Source organism: Beijerinckia sp. L45, from assembly GCF_009765775.1.
In the GTDB taxonomy this organism is placed as follows: domain Bacteria; phylum Pseudomonadota; class Alphaproteobacteria; order Rhizobiales; family Beijerinckiaceae; genus RH-AL1.
This window is the reverse complement of record NZ_LMUU01000270.1, coordinates 1,580-18,598: the sequence shown is the minus strand read 5'-3', so window position 1 is coordinate 18,598 and position 17,019 is coordinate 1,580. Positions and strand designations below refer to the sequence as shown.

The window sequence follows — 17,019 nt, the reverse complement described above, 5'->3', positions numbered from 1 at the left end:
CGGGAACGAATTCAGATGGCGAAGACCTGTTTCTATGAAGTTCTTGGCGTGTCGCGCACCGCCACGGACGGGGAAATGAAGACAGCCTTCCGCAAGGCGGCAATGCAATATCATCCCGACCGCAATCCCGGGAATGCCGAGGCCGAAGTCAAGTTCAAGGAACTGAACGAGGCCTATCAGACCCTGACCGACGGCCAGAAACGCTCGGCCTACGACCGATTCGGCCATGCCGCTTTCGAGCATGGCGGCGGCGGCGGTGGCGCGGCCGACGGGTTCGGCTCGTCGATGGCCGATATCTTCGACGATCTCTTCGGCGACATGATGGGCCGGCGCGGTGGCCAGGCCGGGGGCGCTCGTCAGGGCGGCCCGGGCCGTGGCTCGGACCTTCGCTACAACATGGAAATCACGCTCGAGGACGCTTTCAAGGGCAAGACCGCGAGCCTCAAGCTGCCGACCAGCGTCTCCTGCGAGCCGTGCAGCGGCAGCGGCGCCCGGCCCGGCGCCAAGCCAAAAGTTTGCTCGATGTGCGGTGGCCAGGGCCGCGTCCGCGCGCAGCAGGGTTTCTTCGCCATCGAGCGCACCTGCCCGCAGTGTCAGGGCCGCGGCGACATGATCGACAATCCGTGCCCGGCCTGCGCCGGCTCCGGCCGCGTCACCCGCGAGCGCGCGCTGTCGGTGAACATCCCGGCCGGCGTCGAGGACGGCACCCGCATACGCCTTGCCGGCGAAGGCGAGGCCGGGACGCGCGGCGGCCCATCGGGCGATCTCTACATCTTCGTCTCGACCAAGCCGCATCCGTTCTTCCAGCGCGACGGCGCGGACCTGTTCTGCCGCGTGCCGATCTCGATGGTCCAGGCGGCCATCGGCGGCGAGATCCCGGTGCGCACCGTCGATGGCGGCGAGGTCAAGGTGAAGATCGCCGAGGGCACGCAGTCCGGCAAGCAGGTGAAGGTCCGCGGCAAGGGCATGCCGGTGCTCCGCTCGCGCGACGTCGGCGACCTCTACATCCAGGCCACCGTCGAGACGCCGCAGAACCTGACCCGCCGCCAGCGCGAACTGCTCGCCGAGTTCGAAGCGGAATCCTCGACCAAGACGCAGCCCGAAGCCTCGGGGTTCTTCACCAAGATGAAGGACTTCTTCGAGAACCTGAGCGGCGCCTAGGGTCGAAACTCAACCCACGCAGATGCCGGGAACCTCGACCTTGCGAAACAGGTGCGGGCTGATCGTCGTGCTCTCGGAATAGGACCCGAGCCTTGCCTTGAATTCGGGATTGTCGAAAGCAGCCCGGAAGTGGGCGACGGATTGCCAGATCGCATAGTTCAGGAAAGTCCCGCTTCCGGCGATGCCGCGGTGAAGCTGGGTTGAAATGAACCCGGGCTGGCGCTTCATAAGACCCGCATCGCGACTCCAGGCTTCCAGCAGCGCATCCGCGTTGGCGGGCTGGACGGTGAACGTGTTGATCAACACGACCGGGCCAGTCCCCGCGTCGCGGAGTTGGTCGGCGAGCGCGACATGCGCATTCATTTCCACGAATTTGGGCATCCGAGTCTCCTTGTCATCTATGAGCCGAATTGGCATCATGATGACAATACAGAAATTTGACATCATGGTGTCAATAGGAGCGACCCTGCATGCCTCCCAGAACGCCGTCGGCAGAGATCCTGACCGATCTCATCCTCTCGCTGTTTCGGGCCAACAACGCGACCCTCGTCTGGGGCGACAGGCTGGTCCGGCCCTTTGGTCTCACGAGTGCGCGTTGGCAGGTGATCGGGGCCATCGCTTATGCCGACCGACCGCGCCCGGTGGCGTGGCTCGCCCGTGATCTCGGCGCCAATCGCCAGAACATCCAGCGGATCGTGAACGACCTCGCGAAGGATGCTCTGGTGACGTTCGAGACCAACCCACACCATAGGCGGGCGCAACTCGTGGTGCTGACGGAAGCGGGGAAGCGCGCCTACGCCAACGCGATCGACGTTTGGAACCCCGCCGCCGACGCGTTGGCCCATGACCTTTCGGCGGATGAATTGACGACCGCCCTTCGCGTCTTGGATGTCCTGCGTGCCAGGCTGGCGGAGATGAACGCGGCAGACGACAGCGCCGACACGTGAAGCGACGCAAGACGCCACCCTCGACAGCCACGCGCGCGGTCGGGCTGATGGTGATTTGACGCTAGGCGGCTCGGATCAGGGGGCCGCGGTCGCGGGCTTGATGACCTTGTCGATCTGGCGCGCGACGAGACGCGCCAGTGACGGACTGACCAGCAGCACCAGAAACAGCCGCAGTGTCTGCATCGCCATCACGAAGGACAGGTCGACGTGGCTCGACGCCGCGATGATGGCGATCGAATCCGCGCCGCCGGGGCTGGTCGCCAGGTAGGCGCTCAAGGGATCGATGCCGGCAAACCGCGTCAGCAGAGAGGCGACCCCCACGCAGAAGCCGATCTGCGCGACGATCGCCAACGCGACGCGCGGGAGCGCACCGGCAACATAGGTCAGGATTTCGCGCGTGAAGCGGGTCCCGATGTTCCAGCCAATGATGGCGTAGCTCACGGCGAGGAACCATGGCGGCAGCGTAATCGTCATGATCCCGCTTCCCTGCAGGATGGCGCCGGCGATCAGCGGCCCCAGCAGTCCGCCCGCGGGTATCTTCAGGAGACGTCCCCCCGTTCCGGCGATCGCCGCCAGCGCCAGTGTGGCCGCCACGTCCTTCCAGGCGAGATCGGGGAACCACTCCATCGCATGGGCGGGCGGCCCGGACGAACCGGCCCATAGGCCGGAGACCAGCGCCGCCGCCAGCGCGACGAAGACGACGCGCAGATACTGCATGAAGGCGACGAGCCGCATGTCGGCCCCATGCGCGCCGGCCAGAACCGTCATCGCGCTCGCGGCCCCGGGTGCGGAACCCCAGACCGCGACGGAACCGGGAAGAACCTGGAAACGGGCCAAGAGCCAGCCGCAGAAACAGCTGGCGATGAGCACCGCAAAAATGGTCCCGAAAAACATCGGCCAGCGCGCCGCCACGGTGCCGAGCGTCGACGGGGTGATGCTATGGGCGATCAGACACCCAACGACGGACTGCGCGGCAAAGAACGCGTGGCGCGGGACCTTGATCGCGATCCCTCGGGTCGAGATGATGACCGCGGCGGCCATCGGCGCCAGTAGCAACGCGGCCGGCATGCGCAGCAATTCGAGGACGCCGACCATCACTGCGGATAGCAGGATCAGGATCGACCAATGGAATGCGGTCCGACTCTTGGACGGCAAAGGAACAGACATTTCGAGCATCGGGTCCGTCAGAGGAGGCCGTATCGGCCCTGTCTTAGACTTGCGCCCGTTTGCTCACCAAGCGGTGAAAAGAGCCACGCGCTTGGCGGGCCTCAGCTTCCCACATACTGCTTGACTGCCGCATCCACCGCGTTGCGCTGCCATGGCGTCAGGAGATTGAGCTGGCTGTCGAGCCACTCGTCCTTCAGGCCGGCCGAGCGGGCAAGAATGTGCCACTTCATGCCTTCGATCACGTCCTGCTTGACGCCGCGGCCGAGCACCAGGAGGCGGGCGGCCCGGTTCTGGGCGACGGGGTTGTTGCGGCCGGCCGCCTTGAGGAAGTAGCGGGCGGCACCGGCTTCGTCGCGCTCCACGCCGATGCCGTTGAACAGCATGATGCCGTATTCGACCATGGCCGCGATATTGTCGTCGTTGGCCGCGCGCTTCATCAGGCCGGCGGCCTTGGCGGAATCCTGCTCCACGCCGTTGCCGTTGCGGTACATGACCGCCAGCGCATAATCCGCCTCGTTGTTGCCGATGTCGCTGGCGCGGGTGAAGAACGTCGCCGCAGTCTTGAAATCCTGCACCACGCCGTTGCCTTGCAGGGCGATGATCCCGAGGTTGAACAGAGCGCCGGCATGGTTCTTCGCCGCCGCCTGTTCGAACAGGTTTTTGGCGCTGGCGCGATCCTGCGGAACGCCAGTGCCCTTCATCGTCGCCACGCCGAGCTCATACATGGCCTGCGGATCGCCGGCATCGGCCGCCAGCTTGTACCAGCGCGCGGCTTCGGCTGGGTCCATCTTGACGCCCAAACCCTGGGCGTAAAGTTCACCCACGAGGGTCATCGCCGGCCCGTCACTCTTGTTCTTGCCGACGCGCTTCACCGCCTCGCGCATCGCCGTCGCGTAGAAGCCGCGCTGGTAGGCGCCGAATGCCAGATCCGCGTTCGGGTTCTTGGGATCGGCGGCGGTAGCGTCCGGCATGCTGCTCGGCGGCATCAGGTCGGCGTCCCCTTTGGTCGGCGGCGCCGTAAACGACTGGAGAGCCGGCTGCCCGAAGGCAGAGGGGCTCGTCGGGACGAACTGCTGCGCGGCCACCGGGTGAAGCATTGCGGCGGCCAAGAGCGTCGCCGCGGCCGCCAGTCCGCAAAGCTTCGGCCGCGCCGTCAACGCACGGTCTCGCCAACGAGTGCGATGGCGCGGGTGACGCTGGCTACCGTCGCGGCGGTCGCCTCGGGTGTGTCCCAGAGACCGTCGCAGAGGGCGATGAACTCGGCGCCGGCCAGGGCCATGTCGCCGGCGAGGGAGGGATCGCTGACATAGCCGACGCAAGGGATGTTGAAGATCTCGGCCCACCATTGGACCCGCTCGCGGATGCTCTCGTGGGTCTCGGGATCGTCGGGGCCACCGAACATCAGGTAATCGACGCCGGCTTCGCCCGCCTCCATCGCCGCGTCGCGGCCGTTCAAGCCCCCGACACCGACGATGCGATCCGGCCGCATCGCCACGATGGCCTCTTCAAGCTCGGGGCCGACGCCGGCCATGTGAACGCCATCGGCATCCGCGCGTGCGGCGATGCGCGACTCGTGCTCGACGAGGCAGGCGGTGCCACCCGCCTGGGCGATCGGGGCCAAAATCTTGAAGATCGCTTTGATCTGACCCTCGTCGCGCGTGCTGGTGCGCACCAGAAGGCATGCGACATCGCCCGCAGCGAGCGCCGCCTCGAGCAACGGCACAAAGCTCGAGGCTTCGGCCAGCGGCGGCGTGATGAGGAACAGGCGGGGCGCTTCGTCGGACATGCGCGTTTCGTTTCGGCGAGAGACCATGGGCATAGCGCTACCAGCAAAGCGTCACGCCCGCTGACGAGATTGCGCATATCGTAAAAAAGCGAAGAGCGCGCTCCGCTCGGAACACGCTCTATTTCACCGAAAATCTGGGCAAAAGCAGGACTGCGGCGCGCCTCGCGGCCTCAGAGGTGCAGCGCAGCCTTGAGCTCGCGCAGCTGGTCGCGTTTTTCCTGGGCCAAGCGATGCGTCTCGTTGCCGATCGCATCCTTCAAAGCGGCTTCCGCCGTCGCGATGTCGGCATCGATCGTGGCGGCGCTAAGCTCGCCGAGCGGAATCGCATAGTCGGCGAGGATGGTGAACCCGTTCGGCGCCACGTCGGCGAAGCCGCCGCGAACGAACAGCTTTTCCTTCTTGGATCCGGCGTCGATCTCGATGACGCCAGGCTTCAGCGTCGTCATGAACGGCGCGTGATCCTTGAGGACGGTGAACTCGCCTTCGGTGCCCGGGGCGATGACGGCGTCGACCTGACCGGAGAACAGGAGCTTCTCGGGCGAGACGAGTTCGAAGGAAAAGGAGGCCATGATCGTATCGTCCCTAAATGCAGCGTCGCAAACCTATCGACGACGGTCGACGGCAAACCCGACCAGCAGGCCGGCCACGCCACCGATGAGCGTGTACAGCATGATGTGCCGCGCCTGCCCACTCGTCAGATCGTCGGAAGACCCCGACGACACGTGATTGTTGCTGAACTCGACCGACATGTCGCCGATCTTGATCTGCGCCGTTTCCGGCTTGGTCAGGTAGCCCGCGACCGCGCCGATCAGAAGACCGAGCAGCAGCGTCGCGACCTTGGTGTTCAGCGTCATCGTCAGTGCTACGCGTCGGCCTTCATTTTCTCGGCCTTGGCTTCGGCCTCTTCGATCGCGCCGACCATGTAGAACGCGGCCTCGGGGAGGTGATCGTACTTGCCTTCGACCAAGCCCTTGAAGCCCTTGATCGTATCTTCGAGCGGGACCAGCTTGCCCGGCGAACCGGTGAAGATCTGGGCGACGAAGAACGGCTGCGACAGGAAGCGCTCGATTTTACGCGCACGCGCCACGGTCAGCTTGTCGTCTTCCGAGAGCTCGTCCATCCCTAGAATGGCGATGATGTCCTGCAGCGACTTGTAGCGCTGCAGCGTCTGCTGGACTTTGCGGGCGACGCTGTAGTGCTCTTCGCCGACGACGAGGGGGGACAGCATGCGCGACGTCGAGTCGAGCGGATCGACGGCCGGATAGATGCCCTTTTCCGCGATCGAGCGCGACAGCACGGTCGTCGCGTCCAAGTGGGCGAAGGAGGTGGCAGGCGCCGGATCGGTCAAGTCATCGGCCGGGACGTAGATGGCCTGCACCGAGGTGATCGAACCTTTGGTGGTGGTGGTGATGCGTTCCTGCAGCGCGCCCATGTCGGTCGCGAGCGTCGGCTGATAGCCCACTGCGGACGGGATACGGCCGAGAAGCGCCGACACTTCCGAGCCCGCCTGGGTAAAGCGGAAGATGTTGTCGACGAAGAACAGCACGTCCTGCCCCTTGTCGCGGAAGTCTTCCGCGATGGTCAGGCCGGTCAGCGCGACGCGGGCACGGGCGCCCGGCGGCTCGTTCATCTGACCGTAGACGAGGGCGCATTTGGAGCCGGCGGCCGAGCCACCGTTCTCGTGCGGGTCGACGTTCACCTTCGACTCGATCATTTCGTAGTAGAGATCGTTGCCTTCGCGGGTGCGCTCGCCGACACCGGCGAACACGGAGTAGCCACCGTGGGCACGCGCGACGTTGTTGATGAGCTCCATGATCAGCACGGTCTTGCCGACGCCGGCGCCGCCGAACAGGCCGATCTTGCCGCCCTTGGCGTATGGCGCGAGCAGGTCGACGACCTTGATGCCGGTGACCAGGATCTGCGATTCCGTCGCCTGGTCGGCATAGGACGGCGCAGGCTGATGAATGGCGCGGCGGTCTTCGGTGTTGATGGGGCCGAGCTCGTCGACCGGCTCGCCGATGACGTTGATGATGCGGCCGAGCGTCTGCTCGCCCACCGGCACCATGATCGGGGCACCGGTGTCGGTCACAGGCTGACCGCGCGTGAGACCTTCGGAAATGTCCATGGCGATGCAGCGCACCGCATGCTCGCCGAGATGCTGGGCGACTTCGAGAACCAGGCGGTTGCCGTTGTTCTCGGTCTCCAGCGCATTCAGGATCTGCGGCATGTGGCCATCGAACTTGACGTCGACGACGGCGCCGATGACCTGGATGATGTGGCCCGTGGGCTTGTTGGTGGCGGCTTCGGCCATGGTCTAGTCCTCTTTAAAATGTCGGGGCGCGAACGAGCGCGGTTAGAGCGCTTCGGCGCCCGAGATGATTTCGATGAGTTCCTTGGTGATCATGGCCTGACGGGAGCGGTTGTAGAGCATCGTCTGCTTCTTGATCATGTCGCCGGCATTGCGCGTCGCCGAGTCCATCGCGCTCATCCGCGCGCCCTGTTCGGAGGCCGCGTTTTCGAGCAGCGCACGGAACACCTGCACCGATATGTTACGCGGCAGGAGGGAGACGAGAATGTCCTCCTCCTCCGGCTCGTATTCATAGGCCGCACCGGTGCTCGTCACCTGGGCGTCGGCCTTTTCCGGGATCTGCAGCGGGATCAGCTGCAGCGCCGTCGGGATCTGCAGGATCACCGTCTGAAAGCGCGAAAAGAACAGGGTGCAGACGTCGAACTCGCCCTTGTCGAAGAGGTCGATGATCTTGGCTCCGATCGGCTCGGCGACGCCGAAATTCAGGGCCTTGATGCCGCGCAGCTCGATCAGCTCGATGATCTTGTCGCCGAACTGGCGGCGCAGGACATCGTAGGCCTTCTTGCCGACGCAGATGATCTTGACCGTCTTGCCTTCACGCAGCAGCGCGTTGGCCTTGTCACGGGCGAGGCGGGCGATGGAGGCATTGAAGCCGCCGCAGAGGCCGCGTTCGGCACTGCAGACGATGAGCAGATGCGTCTGGTCCGAACCGGTGCCGCTGATCAGGGCCGGCGCGTTCGAGCCGGCGCCGAGACCGGCGGCGAGGCTCGCCAGCACTTTTTCCATGCGCTCGGCGTAAGGACGCGCGGCTTCCGCCGCCAGCTGCGCGCGGCGCAGCTTGGCCGCGGCGACCATCTGCATCGCCTTGGTGATCTTCTGCGTCGCCTTGACGGAGGAGATGCGGTTTCGGAGGTCCTTTAGCGAGGGCATTGTGCTTCCGTCTCGAAGGCTGGTCCGGCGCGTTCAGCCACGCCGGATGCCGTCATTGAGCTGCAGGACAGTCAGAGCGTGTTCCGAAAAAGTTGCAGACTTTTTCGAGGAGAACACGCTCCCGTTGGAGTTAGACGAAGCTCTTGGCGACCTCTTCGACGAGGCTTTTCAGCTTCGACGCGGAGTCGTCGGAGAGATCCTTGGAGGACCGGATCGTCTCGAGCAGAGCGGTGTGCTTGGTGCGAAGCTGCGCCAGCAACGCGTCCTCGAAAGGACGAATCTTGTCGACGGCCATCTTGTCGAGGTAGCCGTTGACGCCAGCGTAAATCACGCAGACCTGCTCTTCGATCTTCAGCGGCGAGAACTGCGCCTGCTTGAGAAGCTCGGTCAGGCGGGCGCCGCGGGCCAGCAGCTTTTGCGTCGAGGGATCGAGATCCGAGCCGAACTGGGCGAAGGCGGCCATTTCACGATACTGGGCGAGCTCGCCCTTGATCTTGCCGGCAACCTTTTTCATCGACTTGGTCTGCGCCGACGATCCCACGCGCGACACCGAAAGGCCGACGTTCACGGCCGGACGGATGCCCTGGTAGAACAGGTCGGTTTCCAGGAAGATCTGGCCGTCGGTGATCGAGATCACGTTGGTCGGGATGTAGGCCGACACGTCGTTGGCCTGGGTCTCGATGACCGGCAGAGCGGTCAGCGAACCGGCGCCGCGGGCGTCGTTGAGCTTCGCTGCGCGCTCGAGCAGGCGGGAATGCAGGTAGAACACGTCGCCGGGATAGGCTTCGCGGCCGGGCGGACGACGCAGCAGCAGCGACATCTGGCGGTAGGCGACGGCCTGCTTGGAGAGATCGTCATAGACGATCAGGGCATGCATGGCGTTGTCGCGGAAGAATTCGCCCATCGCGCAGCCGGCGAACGGCGCCAGAAACTGCATCGGGGCGGGATCCGACGCCGTCGCGGCGACGATGATCGAATATTCCAGCGCACCCTGCTCTTCGAGCACTTTCACGAACTGCGCGACGGTGGAACGCTTCTGGCCGATGGCGACGTAGACGCAATAGAGCTTGGCGTTCTCGTCGGTGCCCTGGTTCAGCGACTTCTGGTTGAGGATCGCGTCGAGGGCGACGGCGGTCTTGCCGGTCTGGCGATCGCCGATGATCAGCTCGCGCTGGCCGCGACCGATCGGGATCAGGGCATCGATCGCCTTGAGCCCGGTCGCCATCGGCTCGTGCACCGACTTGCGGGGAATGATGCCCGGCGCCTTGACGTCGACGCGGGCGCGGTGCGCCGCCTCGATCGGGCCCTTGCCGTCGATCGGGTTGCCGAGCGCGTCGACGACGCGGCCGAGCAGACCCTTGCCGACCGGCACGTCGACGATGGCGCCGGTGCGCTTGACCGTCTGGCCTTCCTTGATCTCGCGATCGGAGCCGAAGATGACGATACCGACGTTGTCGCTCTCGAGGTTCAGGGCCATGCCCTGGACGCCGGACTCGAACTCGACCATCTCGCCGGCCTGGCAGTTGTCGAGGCCGTAGACGCGGGCGATGCCGTCGCCGACGGACAGAACCTGCCCGACTTCGGTGACTTCAGCTTCGTTTCCGAAATTGGCGATCTCGTTCTTGAGGATCGACGAAATTTCAGCGGCGCGGATATCCATCAGCCGACCTCTTTCATGCGTGTGCGGATCAAATTGAGCTTGGTCTTGAGCGACGAGTCGACCATGCGGGACCCGAGCTTGACGATCATGCCGCCGATGATCGACGGATCGACCGTGACGGTGACTTCGACGTTCGTGCCGCCGGCGACTTCGGCCAAGGCGCTCTTCAGGGCGGCGACATGCGCGTCCTTCAGCGGCTCGGCGACCGTGACGTCGGCGCGCGAGATGCCGCGCGACGCATCATAGAGGCGCTGGTAGCCGGCGATCATGTCGTCGATAGCGAACAGCCGGCGCTTGGTGGCGACCAGCTTGAGAAATTTTGCGGCCTGACCGGCGATACCGGCCTTGGTCAGGATGCTGTTAAGCGCTGCGACCTGCTCCTCGGCGGTGAAGACCGGGCTTTTGACGAAGCGGGCGAAGTCCGGGCTCTCGGTAACGAGGCCACGGAACGCGACGAGATCCTTGGCGACCTGATCGGTGGTCTTGGATTCCTTGGCGAGCTCGAACAAGGCCTGCGCATAGCGCCCAGCCATCCCGGAGACGAGTGTTTCCTCTTTCGCCAATCCCTGCCCCTGAACCTTTGGAGCGCGTTCCGAAGCCGGGAGACTTCCGAGACACCACGATCCATCTTGTCGATTTAGAGCGGTCTGCCGACGACAGGATAAAGCAACCCGGTCGCAAAACGCTCTCGTGACCCGCTCACAGGCTCGAAAAATCAGGCAGATCCAGAGATCCGCGACTCGAGAGCAAATGATGCTTGGCTAGGGCGCGGTGCCTCTCGGCAGCCCGCTCCGCACGGCGACGGGTCCGTAACATACGGCTTTTTTGTGCGCAACCCTGAGCGGTCTGGTCCACGCCGCGATCGGACACCGCGCGGGCAGCGTTGCGATCCGACGATAGGGCGCAAGATCACGCAACAGGCGGTGGGTTCACAGCGGTGGGTTCGGACGGCGGCGGCGCAGGGACCTATCCCTCGATCCATTCTTCGGTCCGGCGCCTGCCGATCACCGGCGCCGGGCGCGAGACGGAGGCGGGCAGCGTGCCGGAGTCGAGCCGCGTTTCGAGCTTGGTCTGCATCGCGCTCGTGCTGCCGGTCGCATGCTGCACCCGGTTCCGACCGGCCGACTTCGCCTGATACAGGGCGGTATCGGCGCTCTCGATCAGCGCCGAAAGCGCCAGCCCGGTGCAGAGATCGGTTCCTGCGACGCCAAGGCTGATGGACACCCGCGGGACCCCGTCGCTGCGGTTTTCATGCGGAAGCGCGAGGATCTGCACGGAAAGGCGCAGCCGTTCGGCGACGATCATGGCCTCCGCGGTGCTTCGATCCTGCAGGACGACGACGAATTCCTCGCCGCCATAGCGAACCGTCACATCGGTTTCGTCCCGACGATTCTGGCGGAACACCGCTGCCAGCTGCCGAAGGCATTCATCGCCCGCCCGGTGGCCATAGAAGTCGTTGTACGTTTTGAAGTGATCGACATCGACGATGATGACCGCCATGTGCCGGCCCTGGACGATCGCATGGTCGAAAGCGTTCGTGCGATCCTCCAGGAAGCGCCTGTTCGACAGGCCCGTCAGGGCATCGGTCGTCGACAGCTGCGTCAGGGCGGTGTTGTCGGCGGTCAGCGAACTCACCCGCAGGGTCTCCCGGAGGGTCAGGAGATAGTCGCGGCGCTCGCTCCGCTCGATTCGGTAATTGGCCGCCAGACTATAGATGACGGTCGTCATCATATTCAGCATGATCGCGGCCGACAGGCCCCAGCCGAGTTCCGGCTTGCTGCAGACGCACGCGGCCAGGGCGACCAGGACGGTCGCCGACACGATGCAGGCCCAGGGAAAGCGCAACGGCATGGTGGTGTTCGCATAGAGCACGCACAGCATGATTTCGCCGGTGGTAAACGGCGCCAACGGATCGCTGCTGAGGAAGAACAGCAGCATCGGGATGCCGGTGGTGCCGATCATGCCGATGGCGCAAAGCCCCTCCCGGAACTTGTCCTTCACGTTGTCGACCATGGCGGAGAGGCCGATTGCGACAGGCGTCAGCAACAGGACCCGGAGACAGAGGTTCAGCCACGCATAATGCGGGAGCGTGATGAAGCCCGAAAGATTGTAGACGTTGGAAACCAGGACGCCGAGCCAGATCATCCGCCGGAGATGATGCACGCGCTGGGCTCGCGTATCCGTCTCGAATCGCGCGGCGAGCAGCGGGCAAAACCGGGCCGTCCCCTTGCCGCTCGACAAGGATGCCGCGATCGCCGCCGTCAACTCCGCGTCGCTTGCGGCGTCGCGGGAGTCTGCCTGGTCGACCGTCAAGCGGTCGAAAATACGAAACAGCAAGGCCGTAGCCCTTAAAAGACGTGAACGTATCGCCCATCAATACAGCGCAGATCTAAACAGACTCTCACGCAAATGATGGATTTTTCGGCACTATCGAGCCGTTTTGGTAAAATTCCTTCCGTAAAGGAAACCAGCATGCGTCAGGGCGGAGGCGCCGATCGCCAATCTTCCCTTCTGCGCCCGCGCGGCGTATGGAGCGTTCCTGATCAATCAGAGGGGCATCGAGGAAGCGGCAATGGCGGGCCACAGTCAGTTCAAGAACATCATGCACAAGAAGGGCAGGCAGGACGCGATCCGCTCCAAGCTCTTCTCCAAGCTTGCCCGCGAAATTACCGTCGCCGCTAAGATGGGCCTTCCCGACCCCGCGATGAACGCGCGGCTGCGCGCCGCCTGTATCGCCGCGCGGCAGGAGAACATGCCCAAGGACAACATCGACCGCGCCATCAAGAAGGCGTCGGGCGCCGATGCCGAGAATTATGACGAAGTGCGCTACGAGGGCTATGCGCCCGGCGGCGTCGCGGTGATCATCGAGGCGCTGACCGACAATCGCAACCGTACGGCGGGCGAAGTGCGCTCCTACTTCACCAAGGCAGGCGGTGCGCTGGCCGAAAGCGGCGCGGTCGCCTTCATGTTCGACCACATCGGGCTGATCGAATTCGATGCCAAAGTAGCGAGCGAAGACCAGATGCTGGAAGCCGCCATCGACGCGGGCGCCGACGACGTCGCCTCCAGCGAGGATGGCCATGAAGTCATCACCTCGATCGAGGCCCTGCGCAGCGTGGCGCAGACGCTGGAGACCAAGCTCGGCGAGCCGCGCAAGGCGGTGCTCGGCTGGAAGCCGCAGAACACCATCCTGGTCGACGACGAGGCCGGCGAGAAGATTTTGAAGCTCATCGGCAATCTGGAAGAAAACGACGACGTCCAGACCGTTTATGCCAATTTCGAGATCTCGGACGCCTTGATGGCGCGGCTGGGCGGCTAGGCGCGTCCGGTTCGCTACGGCTCAATAATAGACGTAGCCGTTGGTGCGGCCATAGCTCGGTCCGGCGAAGAAGCCGGTCTCCGGGCCGCCGTAGACGCCGTAATTGTCGGGATCGACGCGGCCAAAACGGCTGTAGACGTGGGCATGGCTGTAGTGGCGGATATGGCCGTGGTGGCGCGTCGCCGCCGCAGCCGGCTGGCAAGTCGCGGCCATGATGAGGATCGTGCCGATCGCGCACATCGTTCCGGTCATGGTCATCGGTTTTACTCCTCGATCGCGCATTTAATCATGCCGTCCTCAGCTTAACCGTGCGAGGCGGCAATTGGATGCAAGGCTGCGCGAAAACCGGCTCCGGAACCATCACCCGAGGACAAGCCCATGACGCCGTCTGTGGTTTTCGACACGACGTGGAGCCTATGGGCGCTGTCGTGGATCCTCGCAGCGTTCTGGTCGGCGCCCGCCGTCGAACGGCGGGACTGGCGAGCCGTATGGCTGCCTTACGCGCTCATCGTCCTCGCCATCGTCTTTCCTCTGGCCTGGCATCAGGCCGGCATGGCTTCGCCGCGCTGGTGGAACGTCGGTCGCGGCGGCGCCTATGCGCTGGCCTTCGCGACGATCCCCGGATTTCTCTTCGCCTGGTGGGCGCGGCTGCACCTCGGCCCGTTGTGGTCCCCCGCAATCACGCGAAAGCAGAATCATCGCGTCATCGACACCGGCCCGTACGCCCTCGTGCGCCATCCGATCTATACCGGCATCCTCTGGGCCGCGCTGACATCGGATATCGCGGCGGCGAATCTTCCGGCGCTGGTCAGTTTCGCCGCTCTCGTCGGCGGTTTCTGGCTCAAGGCACGCGTCGAAGAGCAGTTCCTCGGCGAGCAGTTGGGCGAGGACGCCTATGCGGCCTATCGCCGGCGGGTTCCGATGCTCGTCCCCTGGCCGACACGCCGTGCGTGGAACATTTCCTGCTGAGCCCAATATGCCGTCGTCGTGTTGAGCCGCGCTGGCCAGCCACTTGGCAGGTTCGCGTAGATCTATAGGAAGACGTAGAACCAACGGGCCCCACATCACCGGGGCTGGAGCCATCATCATGTTGAAGACTCTCTATGCATCGACGGCCATCCTCGTCATGCTGTCTGGTGTTGCGAACGCCGATGTCAATCTCGCCCTCGTCGGCCCGATGACCGGACAGTATTCGTCCTTCTTCGATCAAATGAAACACGGTGCCCAGGCCGCCATCGCGGCGATCAACGCCAGCGGCGGGATCAAGGGCCAGAAGATCGTTCTCGAACTCGAGGACGACGCCTGCGACCCCAAGCAGGCGGTCGCCGCAGCCAACAAGGTTACCAGCGCCAACGCCGGCGGCATCATCGGACACTTCTGCAGCAGCTCTTCGATCCCGGCCTCCGAAGTCTACGCCGAGGCCGGCATTCCGATGATCAGCCCGGGCTCGACCAATCCCAAGCTGACCGATCGCGGCATGAAGAGCGTGTTCCGCACCTGCGGGCGTGACGACCAGCAGGCGGCGATCGCGGCGACCGCCATTGTCGGAAAAAAACTCGGCAGCAAGATCGCCATCGTCGATGACAAGTCGACCTACGGCAAGGGGCTCGCCGACGGCGTGCGCAGCGCGCTCAACGCCAAGGGCGTCAAGCAGGTGCTCGACGATACGGTCACCCAGGGCGACAAGGATTTTTCGACGATCATCTCCCGCCTCAAGTCGGCGAACGTCGACTTCGTCTTCTTCGGCGGCTATTTCGCCGAGGCCGGCCTGCTGGTTCGCCAGGCGCGCGAACAGGGGCTTAAAGCCACGTTCATGGGCGGCGACGGCGTCGCGGCGACGGAATTCGGCAGCATCGCCGGCCCGGCCTCCGACGGCTTTCTCATGACCTTCTACCCCGACCCGCGCAACAACCCCGGCGCCGCGGCCATCGTGAAAACCTTCCGCGACGCCAAGTATGAGCCCGAAGGCTATACCCTCTACACCTATGCCGCCGTCACCGCCTACGCCGATGCCGTCAAGCGCGCCGGCTCGACCGACGGCGGCAAGGTGACGGACGAACTGCACAAGGGATCCTACGACACCGTGCTCGGCACCATGGCCTTCGACGCCAAAGGCGACCCCAACATGGAGCCCTTCGTCGTCTACGTCTGGAAGGACGGCAAATATACGCCGATGAAGTAGCGCGGACGTCGGCCTCGATCTACTCCTCTCCCCACTCAACAAGGGCTTGCCCTTGTTGAGCATCCAAAGCGAACAAGTCAGGCAGGCCTGACCTGTTTCCGGGGGCGAGGTTGGGAGTGGGGGGTCCAGGTGTTCCTCAGCGTTGTTGAAGGACCCCCACCCCTAACCCCTCCCCGCAAGGGGGAGGGGACTCGAACGCAGCAAACGGATTTCATGGCCTATTTTCTTCAGCAGACCATCAACGGCCTGACGCTCGGCTCGATCTACGGCTTGATCGCGCTGGGCTATACGATGGTCTACGGCATCGTCGGCATGATCAATTTCGCCCACGGCGAGATTTTTATGATCGGCGCCTTCATCTCGCTCATCGCTTTCACCGCGCTCGGTCTGATCGGCATCACCTGGGCGCCGCTCGCCATCGTGCTGGTGTTGCTCATCGCGATCCTCTTCACCGCCGCCTATGGCTGGGCGGTGGAGCGCATCGCCTACCGGCCGCTGCGCGGTTCGTTCCGCCTGGCGCCGTTGATCTCGGCGATCGGCGTCTCGATCTTCCTGCAGAATTACGTGCAGCTGCTGCAGGGCGCAAAGCTGCGCACCCTGCCGATCACCGTCACCGGCGGCGTCACCTTGTTCGAGCAGGACGGCTTCGTCGTCCGCATCTCGACGATCCAGATCGCGATCATTTTGCTTACAGTGAGCCTGATGGGCGTGCTCACCGTGCTCATCGAATACACCAAGCTTGGCCGCTCGCAGCGCGCCTGCGAGCAGGACATGGGCATGGCCGGGATGCTCGGCATCGACGTCGACCGCACGATCTCGCTCACCTTCGTCATCGGCGCCGCGCTGGCCGCCGGCGCCGGCCTGATGGTGACGCTGTATTACGGCTCGGTGGATTTCTTCATCGGCTTTTTGGCCGGGGTGAAGGCGTTCACCGCGGCGGTGCTCGGCGGCATTGGCTCGATCCCCGGCGCCATGCTCGGCGGCCTGCTCATCGGGCTGGTGGAAGCCTATTGGGGCGGCTATGTTTCCGGCGCCTACAAGGACGTCTCCGTCTTCGCCGTCCTCATCCTTGTCCTCACCGTGATGCCCACCGGCCTGCTCGGCAAATCGCACTTGCAGAAGGTTTGAGCATGCCTCCCGCGTCGACGTCGGCAGAGGCCGTGAAGAAAGCGGGGCTTGCGGCGCTCGTCGCGCTGGTCCTGGCAATCCCCTTCATCGGCGTCCGCCTCGAAGATGTCGACGGGCGCAACGGCCTGGCCTATCGCCCGCTCTGGGTGGCGATTGCGGTCGCGGTTGTCTTCGCCGGCCGGTTTGCGATGGAGCTTGGCGGCGGCCGGTTCGCGGTGCCGGCTTCGTTCAAGACGATGCGGCTGCCAATCCCAAAACGCCGGAAGCTCTCGACAGCCTTCGTCGTGATCCTCGGCTTCGCCGTCGTGTATCCCTTCACACCCTTCGTCACGCGCTACGAACTCGACCTCGCGACCACCTTCCTGATCTACGTGATGCTCGGGTTCGGGCTGAACATCGTGGTCGGTCTCGCCGGCCTGCTCGATCTCGGC

At 64.4% G+C, this 17,019-nt stretch carries 19 protein-coding genes; 7 read left to right on the top strand and 12 right to left on the bottom strand.

The annotated features are described in order from the left end of the window. Positions 1-15 precede the first annotated feature (15 nt). Positions 16-1,161 (top strand): molecular chaperone DnaJ, encoded by a 1,146-nt coding sequence (gene dnaJ / locus GSQ79_RS27430; protein ID WP_158811914.1) that lies wholly within the window; start codon positions 16-18, stop codon positions 1,159-1,161. 9 nt (positions 1,162-1,170) lie between these two features. On the opposite strand, the gene GSQ79_RS27425 is transcribed toward dnaJ, so the two are convergent. Further along, positions 1,171-1,542, bottom strand: coding sequence for an antibiotic biosynthesis monooxygenase (locus GSQ79_RS27425; RefSeq protein ID WP_158811913.1), 372 nt, complete (start codon positions 1,540-1,542; stop codon positions 1,171-1,173). An 89-nt stretch (positions 1,543-1,631) separates the two neighbouring features. Here GSQ79_RS27425 and GSQ79_RS27420 point away from each other — a divergent pair, with 89 nt between their 5' ends. After that, positions 1,632-2,108: a MarR family winged helix-turn-helix transcriptional regulator gene (locus GSQ79_RS27420; protein WP_158811912.1), complete on the top strand. Its 477-nt coding sequence runs from the start codon at positions 1,632-1,634 to the stop codon at positions 2,106-2,108. 75 nt (positions 2,109-2,183) lie between these two features. Here the strand turns inward: GSQ79_RS27420 and GSQ79_RS27415 are convergent, their stop codons facing one another. The 10 genes from GSQ79_RS27415 to GSQ79_RS27370 all read right to left on the bottom strand — a co-directional run bounded on the left by GSQ79_RS27415 (position 2,184) and on the right by GSQ79_RS27370 (position 12,296). Next, positions 2,184-3,275 (bottom strand): AbrB family transcriptional regulator, encoded by a 1,092-nt coding sequence (locus GSQ79_RS27415; protein WP_158811911.1) that lies wholly within the window; start codon positions 3,273-3,275, stop codon positions 2,184-2,186. A gap of 101 nt (positions 3,276-3,376) precedes the next feature. After that, entirely contained in the window at positions 3,377-4,432 is a 1,056-nt protein-coding gene (locus tag GSQ79_RS27410) for a tetratricopeptide repeat protein (protein WP_246725628.1), read from the bottom strand. Next, positions 4,429-5,061: a thiamine phosphate synthase gene (locus tag GSQ79_RS27405; RefSeq protein ID WP_158811910.1), complete on the bottom strand. Its 633-nt coding sequence runs from the start codon at positions 5,059-5,061 to the stop codon at positions 4,429-4,431. Before GSQ79_RS27405 ends, GSQ79_RS27410 begins: the two co-directional genes overlap by 4 nt. A gap of 170 nt (positions 5,062-5,231) precedes the next feature. Continuing rightward, positions 5,232-5,630: a F0F1 ATP synthase subunit epsilon gene (locus GSQ79_RS27400; RefSeq protein WP_158811909.1), complete on the bottom strand. Its 399-nt coding sequence runs from the start codon at positions 5,628-5,630 to the stop codon at positions 5,232-5,234. Positions 5,631-5,663: 33 nt separating this feature from the next. Continuing rightward, positions 5,664-5,915, bottom strand: coding sequence for a hypothetical protein (locus GSQ79_RS27395; protein ID WP_158811908.1), 252 nt, complete (start codon positions 5,913-5,915; stop codon positions 5,664-5,666). A gap of 8 nt (positions 5,916-5,923) precedes the next feature. Then, the gene (gene atpD, locus GSQ79_RS27390) at positions 5,924-7,372 is read right to left on the bottom strand and encodes a F0F1 ATP synthase subunit beta (RefSeq protein ID WP_158811907.1); all 1,449 of its coding nucleotides are present in this window, start codon (positions 7,370-7,372) and stop codon (positions 5,924-5,926) included. A 42-nt stretch (positions 7,373-7,414) separates the two neighbouring features. Beyond that, positions 7,415-8,299: a F0F1 ATP synthase subunit gamma gene (locus GSQ79_RS27385; protein ID WP_158811906.1), complete on the bottom strand. Its 885-nt coding sequence runs from the start codon at positions 8,297-8,299 to the stop codon at positions 7,415-7,417. A gap of 130 nt (positions 8,300-8,429) precedes the next feature. Continuing rightward, positions 8,430-9,959, bottom strand: a complete 1,530-nt coding sequence (atpA, locus tag GSQ79_RS27380; RefSeq protein WP_158811905.1) for a F0F1 ATP synthase subunit alpha — start codon at positions 9,957-9,959, stop codon at positions 8,430-8,432. Beyond that, positions 9,959-10,522 carry a F0F1 ATP synthase subunit delta gene (locus GSQ79_RS27375; RefSeq protein WP_158811904.1) on the bottom strand — a complete coding sequence of 188 codons (564 nt, stop codon included), beginning with the start codon at positions 10,520-10,522 and terminating at the stop codon, positions 9,959-9,961. Before GSQ79_RS27375 ends, atpA begins: the two co-directional genes overlap by 1 nt. A gap of 403 nt (positions 10,523-10,925) precedes the next feature. Next, complete coding sequence (locus GSQ79_RS27370; RefSeq protein ID WP_158811903.1) at positions 10,926-12,296, bottom strand: diguanylate cyclase; 1,371 nt, start codon at positions 12,294-12,296, stop codon at positions 10,926-10,928. Between the two features lie 235 nt (positions 12,297-12,531). Between GSQ79_RS27370 and GSQ79_RS27365 the strand changes: the two genes are divergently transcribed. Then, positions 12,532-13,278, top strand: a complete 747-nt coding sequence (locus GSQ79_RS27365; protein WP_158811902.1) for a YebC/PmpR family DNA-binding transcriptional regulator — start codon at positions 12,532-12,534, stop codon at positions 13,276-13,278. Positions 13,279-13,299: 21 nt separating this feature from the next. Here GSQ79_RS27365 and GSQ79_RS27360 read toward each other — a convergent pair whose 3' ends face one another. After that, positions 13,300-13,536, bottom strand: a complete 237-nt coding sequence (locus GSQ79_RS27360) for a hypothetical protein (RefSeq protein ID WP_158811901.1) — start codon at positions 13,534-13,536, stop codon at positions 13,300-13,302. A gap of 120 nt (positions 13,537-13,656) precedes the next feature. Here GSQ79_RS27360 and GSQ79_RS27355 point away from each other — a divergent pair, with 120 nt between their 5' ends. From GSQ79_RS27355 to GSQ79_RS27340, 4 genes are all read left to right on the top strand, one after another. After that, positions 13,657-14,247: an isoprenylcysteine carboxylmethyltransferase family protein gene (locus tag GSQ79_RS27355; RefSeq protein ID WP_158811900.1), complete on the top strand. Its 591-nt coding sequence runs from the start codon at positions 13,657-13,659 to the stop codon at positions 14,245-14,247. Between the two features lie 118 nt (positions 14,248-14,365). Then, positions 14,366-15,460 carry a branched-chain amino acid ABC transporter substrate-binding protein gene (locus GSQ79_RS27350; protein WP_158811899.1) on the top strand — a complete coding sequence of 365 codons (1,095 nt, stop codon included), beginning with the start codon at positions 14,366-14,368 and terminating at the stop codon, positions 15,458-15,460. A 213-nt stretch (positions 15,461-15,673) separates the two neighbouring features. Next, positions 15,674-16,588: a branched-chain amino acid ABC transporter permease LivH gene (locus GSQ79_RS27345; protein WP_158811898.1), complete on the top strand. Its 915-nt coding sequence runs from the start codon at positions 15,674-15,676 to the stop codon at positions 16,586-16,588. 2 nt (positions 16,589-16,590) lie between these two features. Continuing rightward, positions 16,591-17,019 (top strand): DUF3382 domain-containing protein (locus GSQ79_RS27340; RefSeq protein ID WP_158811897.1); only part of this gene is annotated, 429 nt, incomplete at its 3' end.

Bases quoted from the DNA above. Each gene is read 5' to 3' on its own strand.
- dnaJ (WP_158811914.1), top strand. From the start codon at position 16: ATGGCGAAGACCTGTTTCTATGAAGTTCTTGGCGTGTCGCGCACCGCC.
- GSQ79_RS27425 (WP_158811913.1), bottom strand. From the start codon at position 1,542: ATGCCCAAATTCGTGGAAATGAATGCGCATGTCGCGCTCGCCGACCAA.
- GSQ79_RS27420 (WP_158811912.1), top strand. From the start codon at position 1,632: ATGCCTCCCAGAACGCCGTCGGCAGAGATCCTGACCGATCTCATCCTC.
- GSQ79_RS27415 (WP_158811911.1), bottom strand. From the start codon at position 3,275: ATGTCTGTTCCTTTGCCGTCCAAGAGTCGGACCGCATTCCATTGGTCG.
- GSQ79_RS27405 (WP_158811910.1), bottom strand. From the start codon at position 5,061: ATGTCCGACGAAGCGCCCCGCCTGTTCCTCATCACGCCGCCGCTGGCC.
- GSQ79_RS27400 (WP_158811909.1), bottom strand. From the start codon at position 5,630: ATGGCCTCCTTTTCCTTCGAACTCGTCTCGCCCGAGAAGCTCCTGTTC.
- GSQ79_RS27395 (WP_158811908.1), bottom strand. From the start codon at position 5,915: ATGACGCTGAACACCAAGGTCGCGACGCTGCTGCTCGGTCTTCTGATC.
- atpD (WP_158811907.1), bottom strand. From the start codon at position 7,372: ATGGCCGAAGCCGCCACCAACAAGCCCACGGGCCACATCATCCAGGTC.
- GSQ79_RS27385 (WP_158811906.1), bottom strand. From the start codon at position 8,299: ATGCCCTCGCTAAAGGACCTCCGAAACCGCATCTCCTCCGTCAAGGCG.
- atpA (WP_158811905.1), bottom strand. From the start codon at position 9,959: ATGGATATCCGCGCCGCTGAAATTTCGTCGATCCTCAAGAACGAGATC.
- GSQ79_RS27365 (WP_158811902.1), top strand. From the start codon at position 12,532: ATGGCGGGCCACAGTCAGTTCAAGAACATCATGCACAAGAAGGGCAGG.
- GSQ79_RS27360 (WP_158811901.1), bottom strand. From the start codon at position 13,536: ATGACCATGACCGGAACGATGTGCGCGATCGGCACGATCCTCATCATG.
- GSQ79_RS27355 (WP_158811900.1), top strand. From the start codon at position 13,657: ATGACGCCGTCTGTGGTTTTCGACACGACGTGGAGCCTATGGGCGCTG.
- GSQ79_RS27350 (WP_158811899.1), top strand. From the start codon at position 14,366: ATGTTGAAGACTCTCTATGCATCGACGGCCATCCTCGTCATGCTGTCT.
- GSQ79_RS27345 (WP_158811898.1), top strand. From the start codon at position 15,674: ATGGCCTATTTTCTTCAGCAGACCATCAACGGCCTGACGCTCGGCTCG.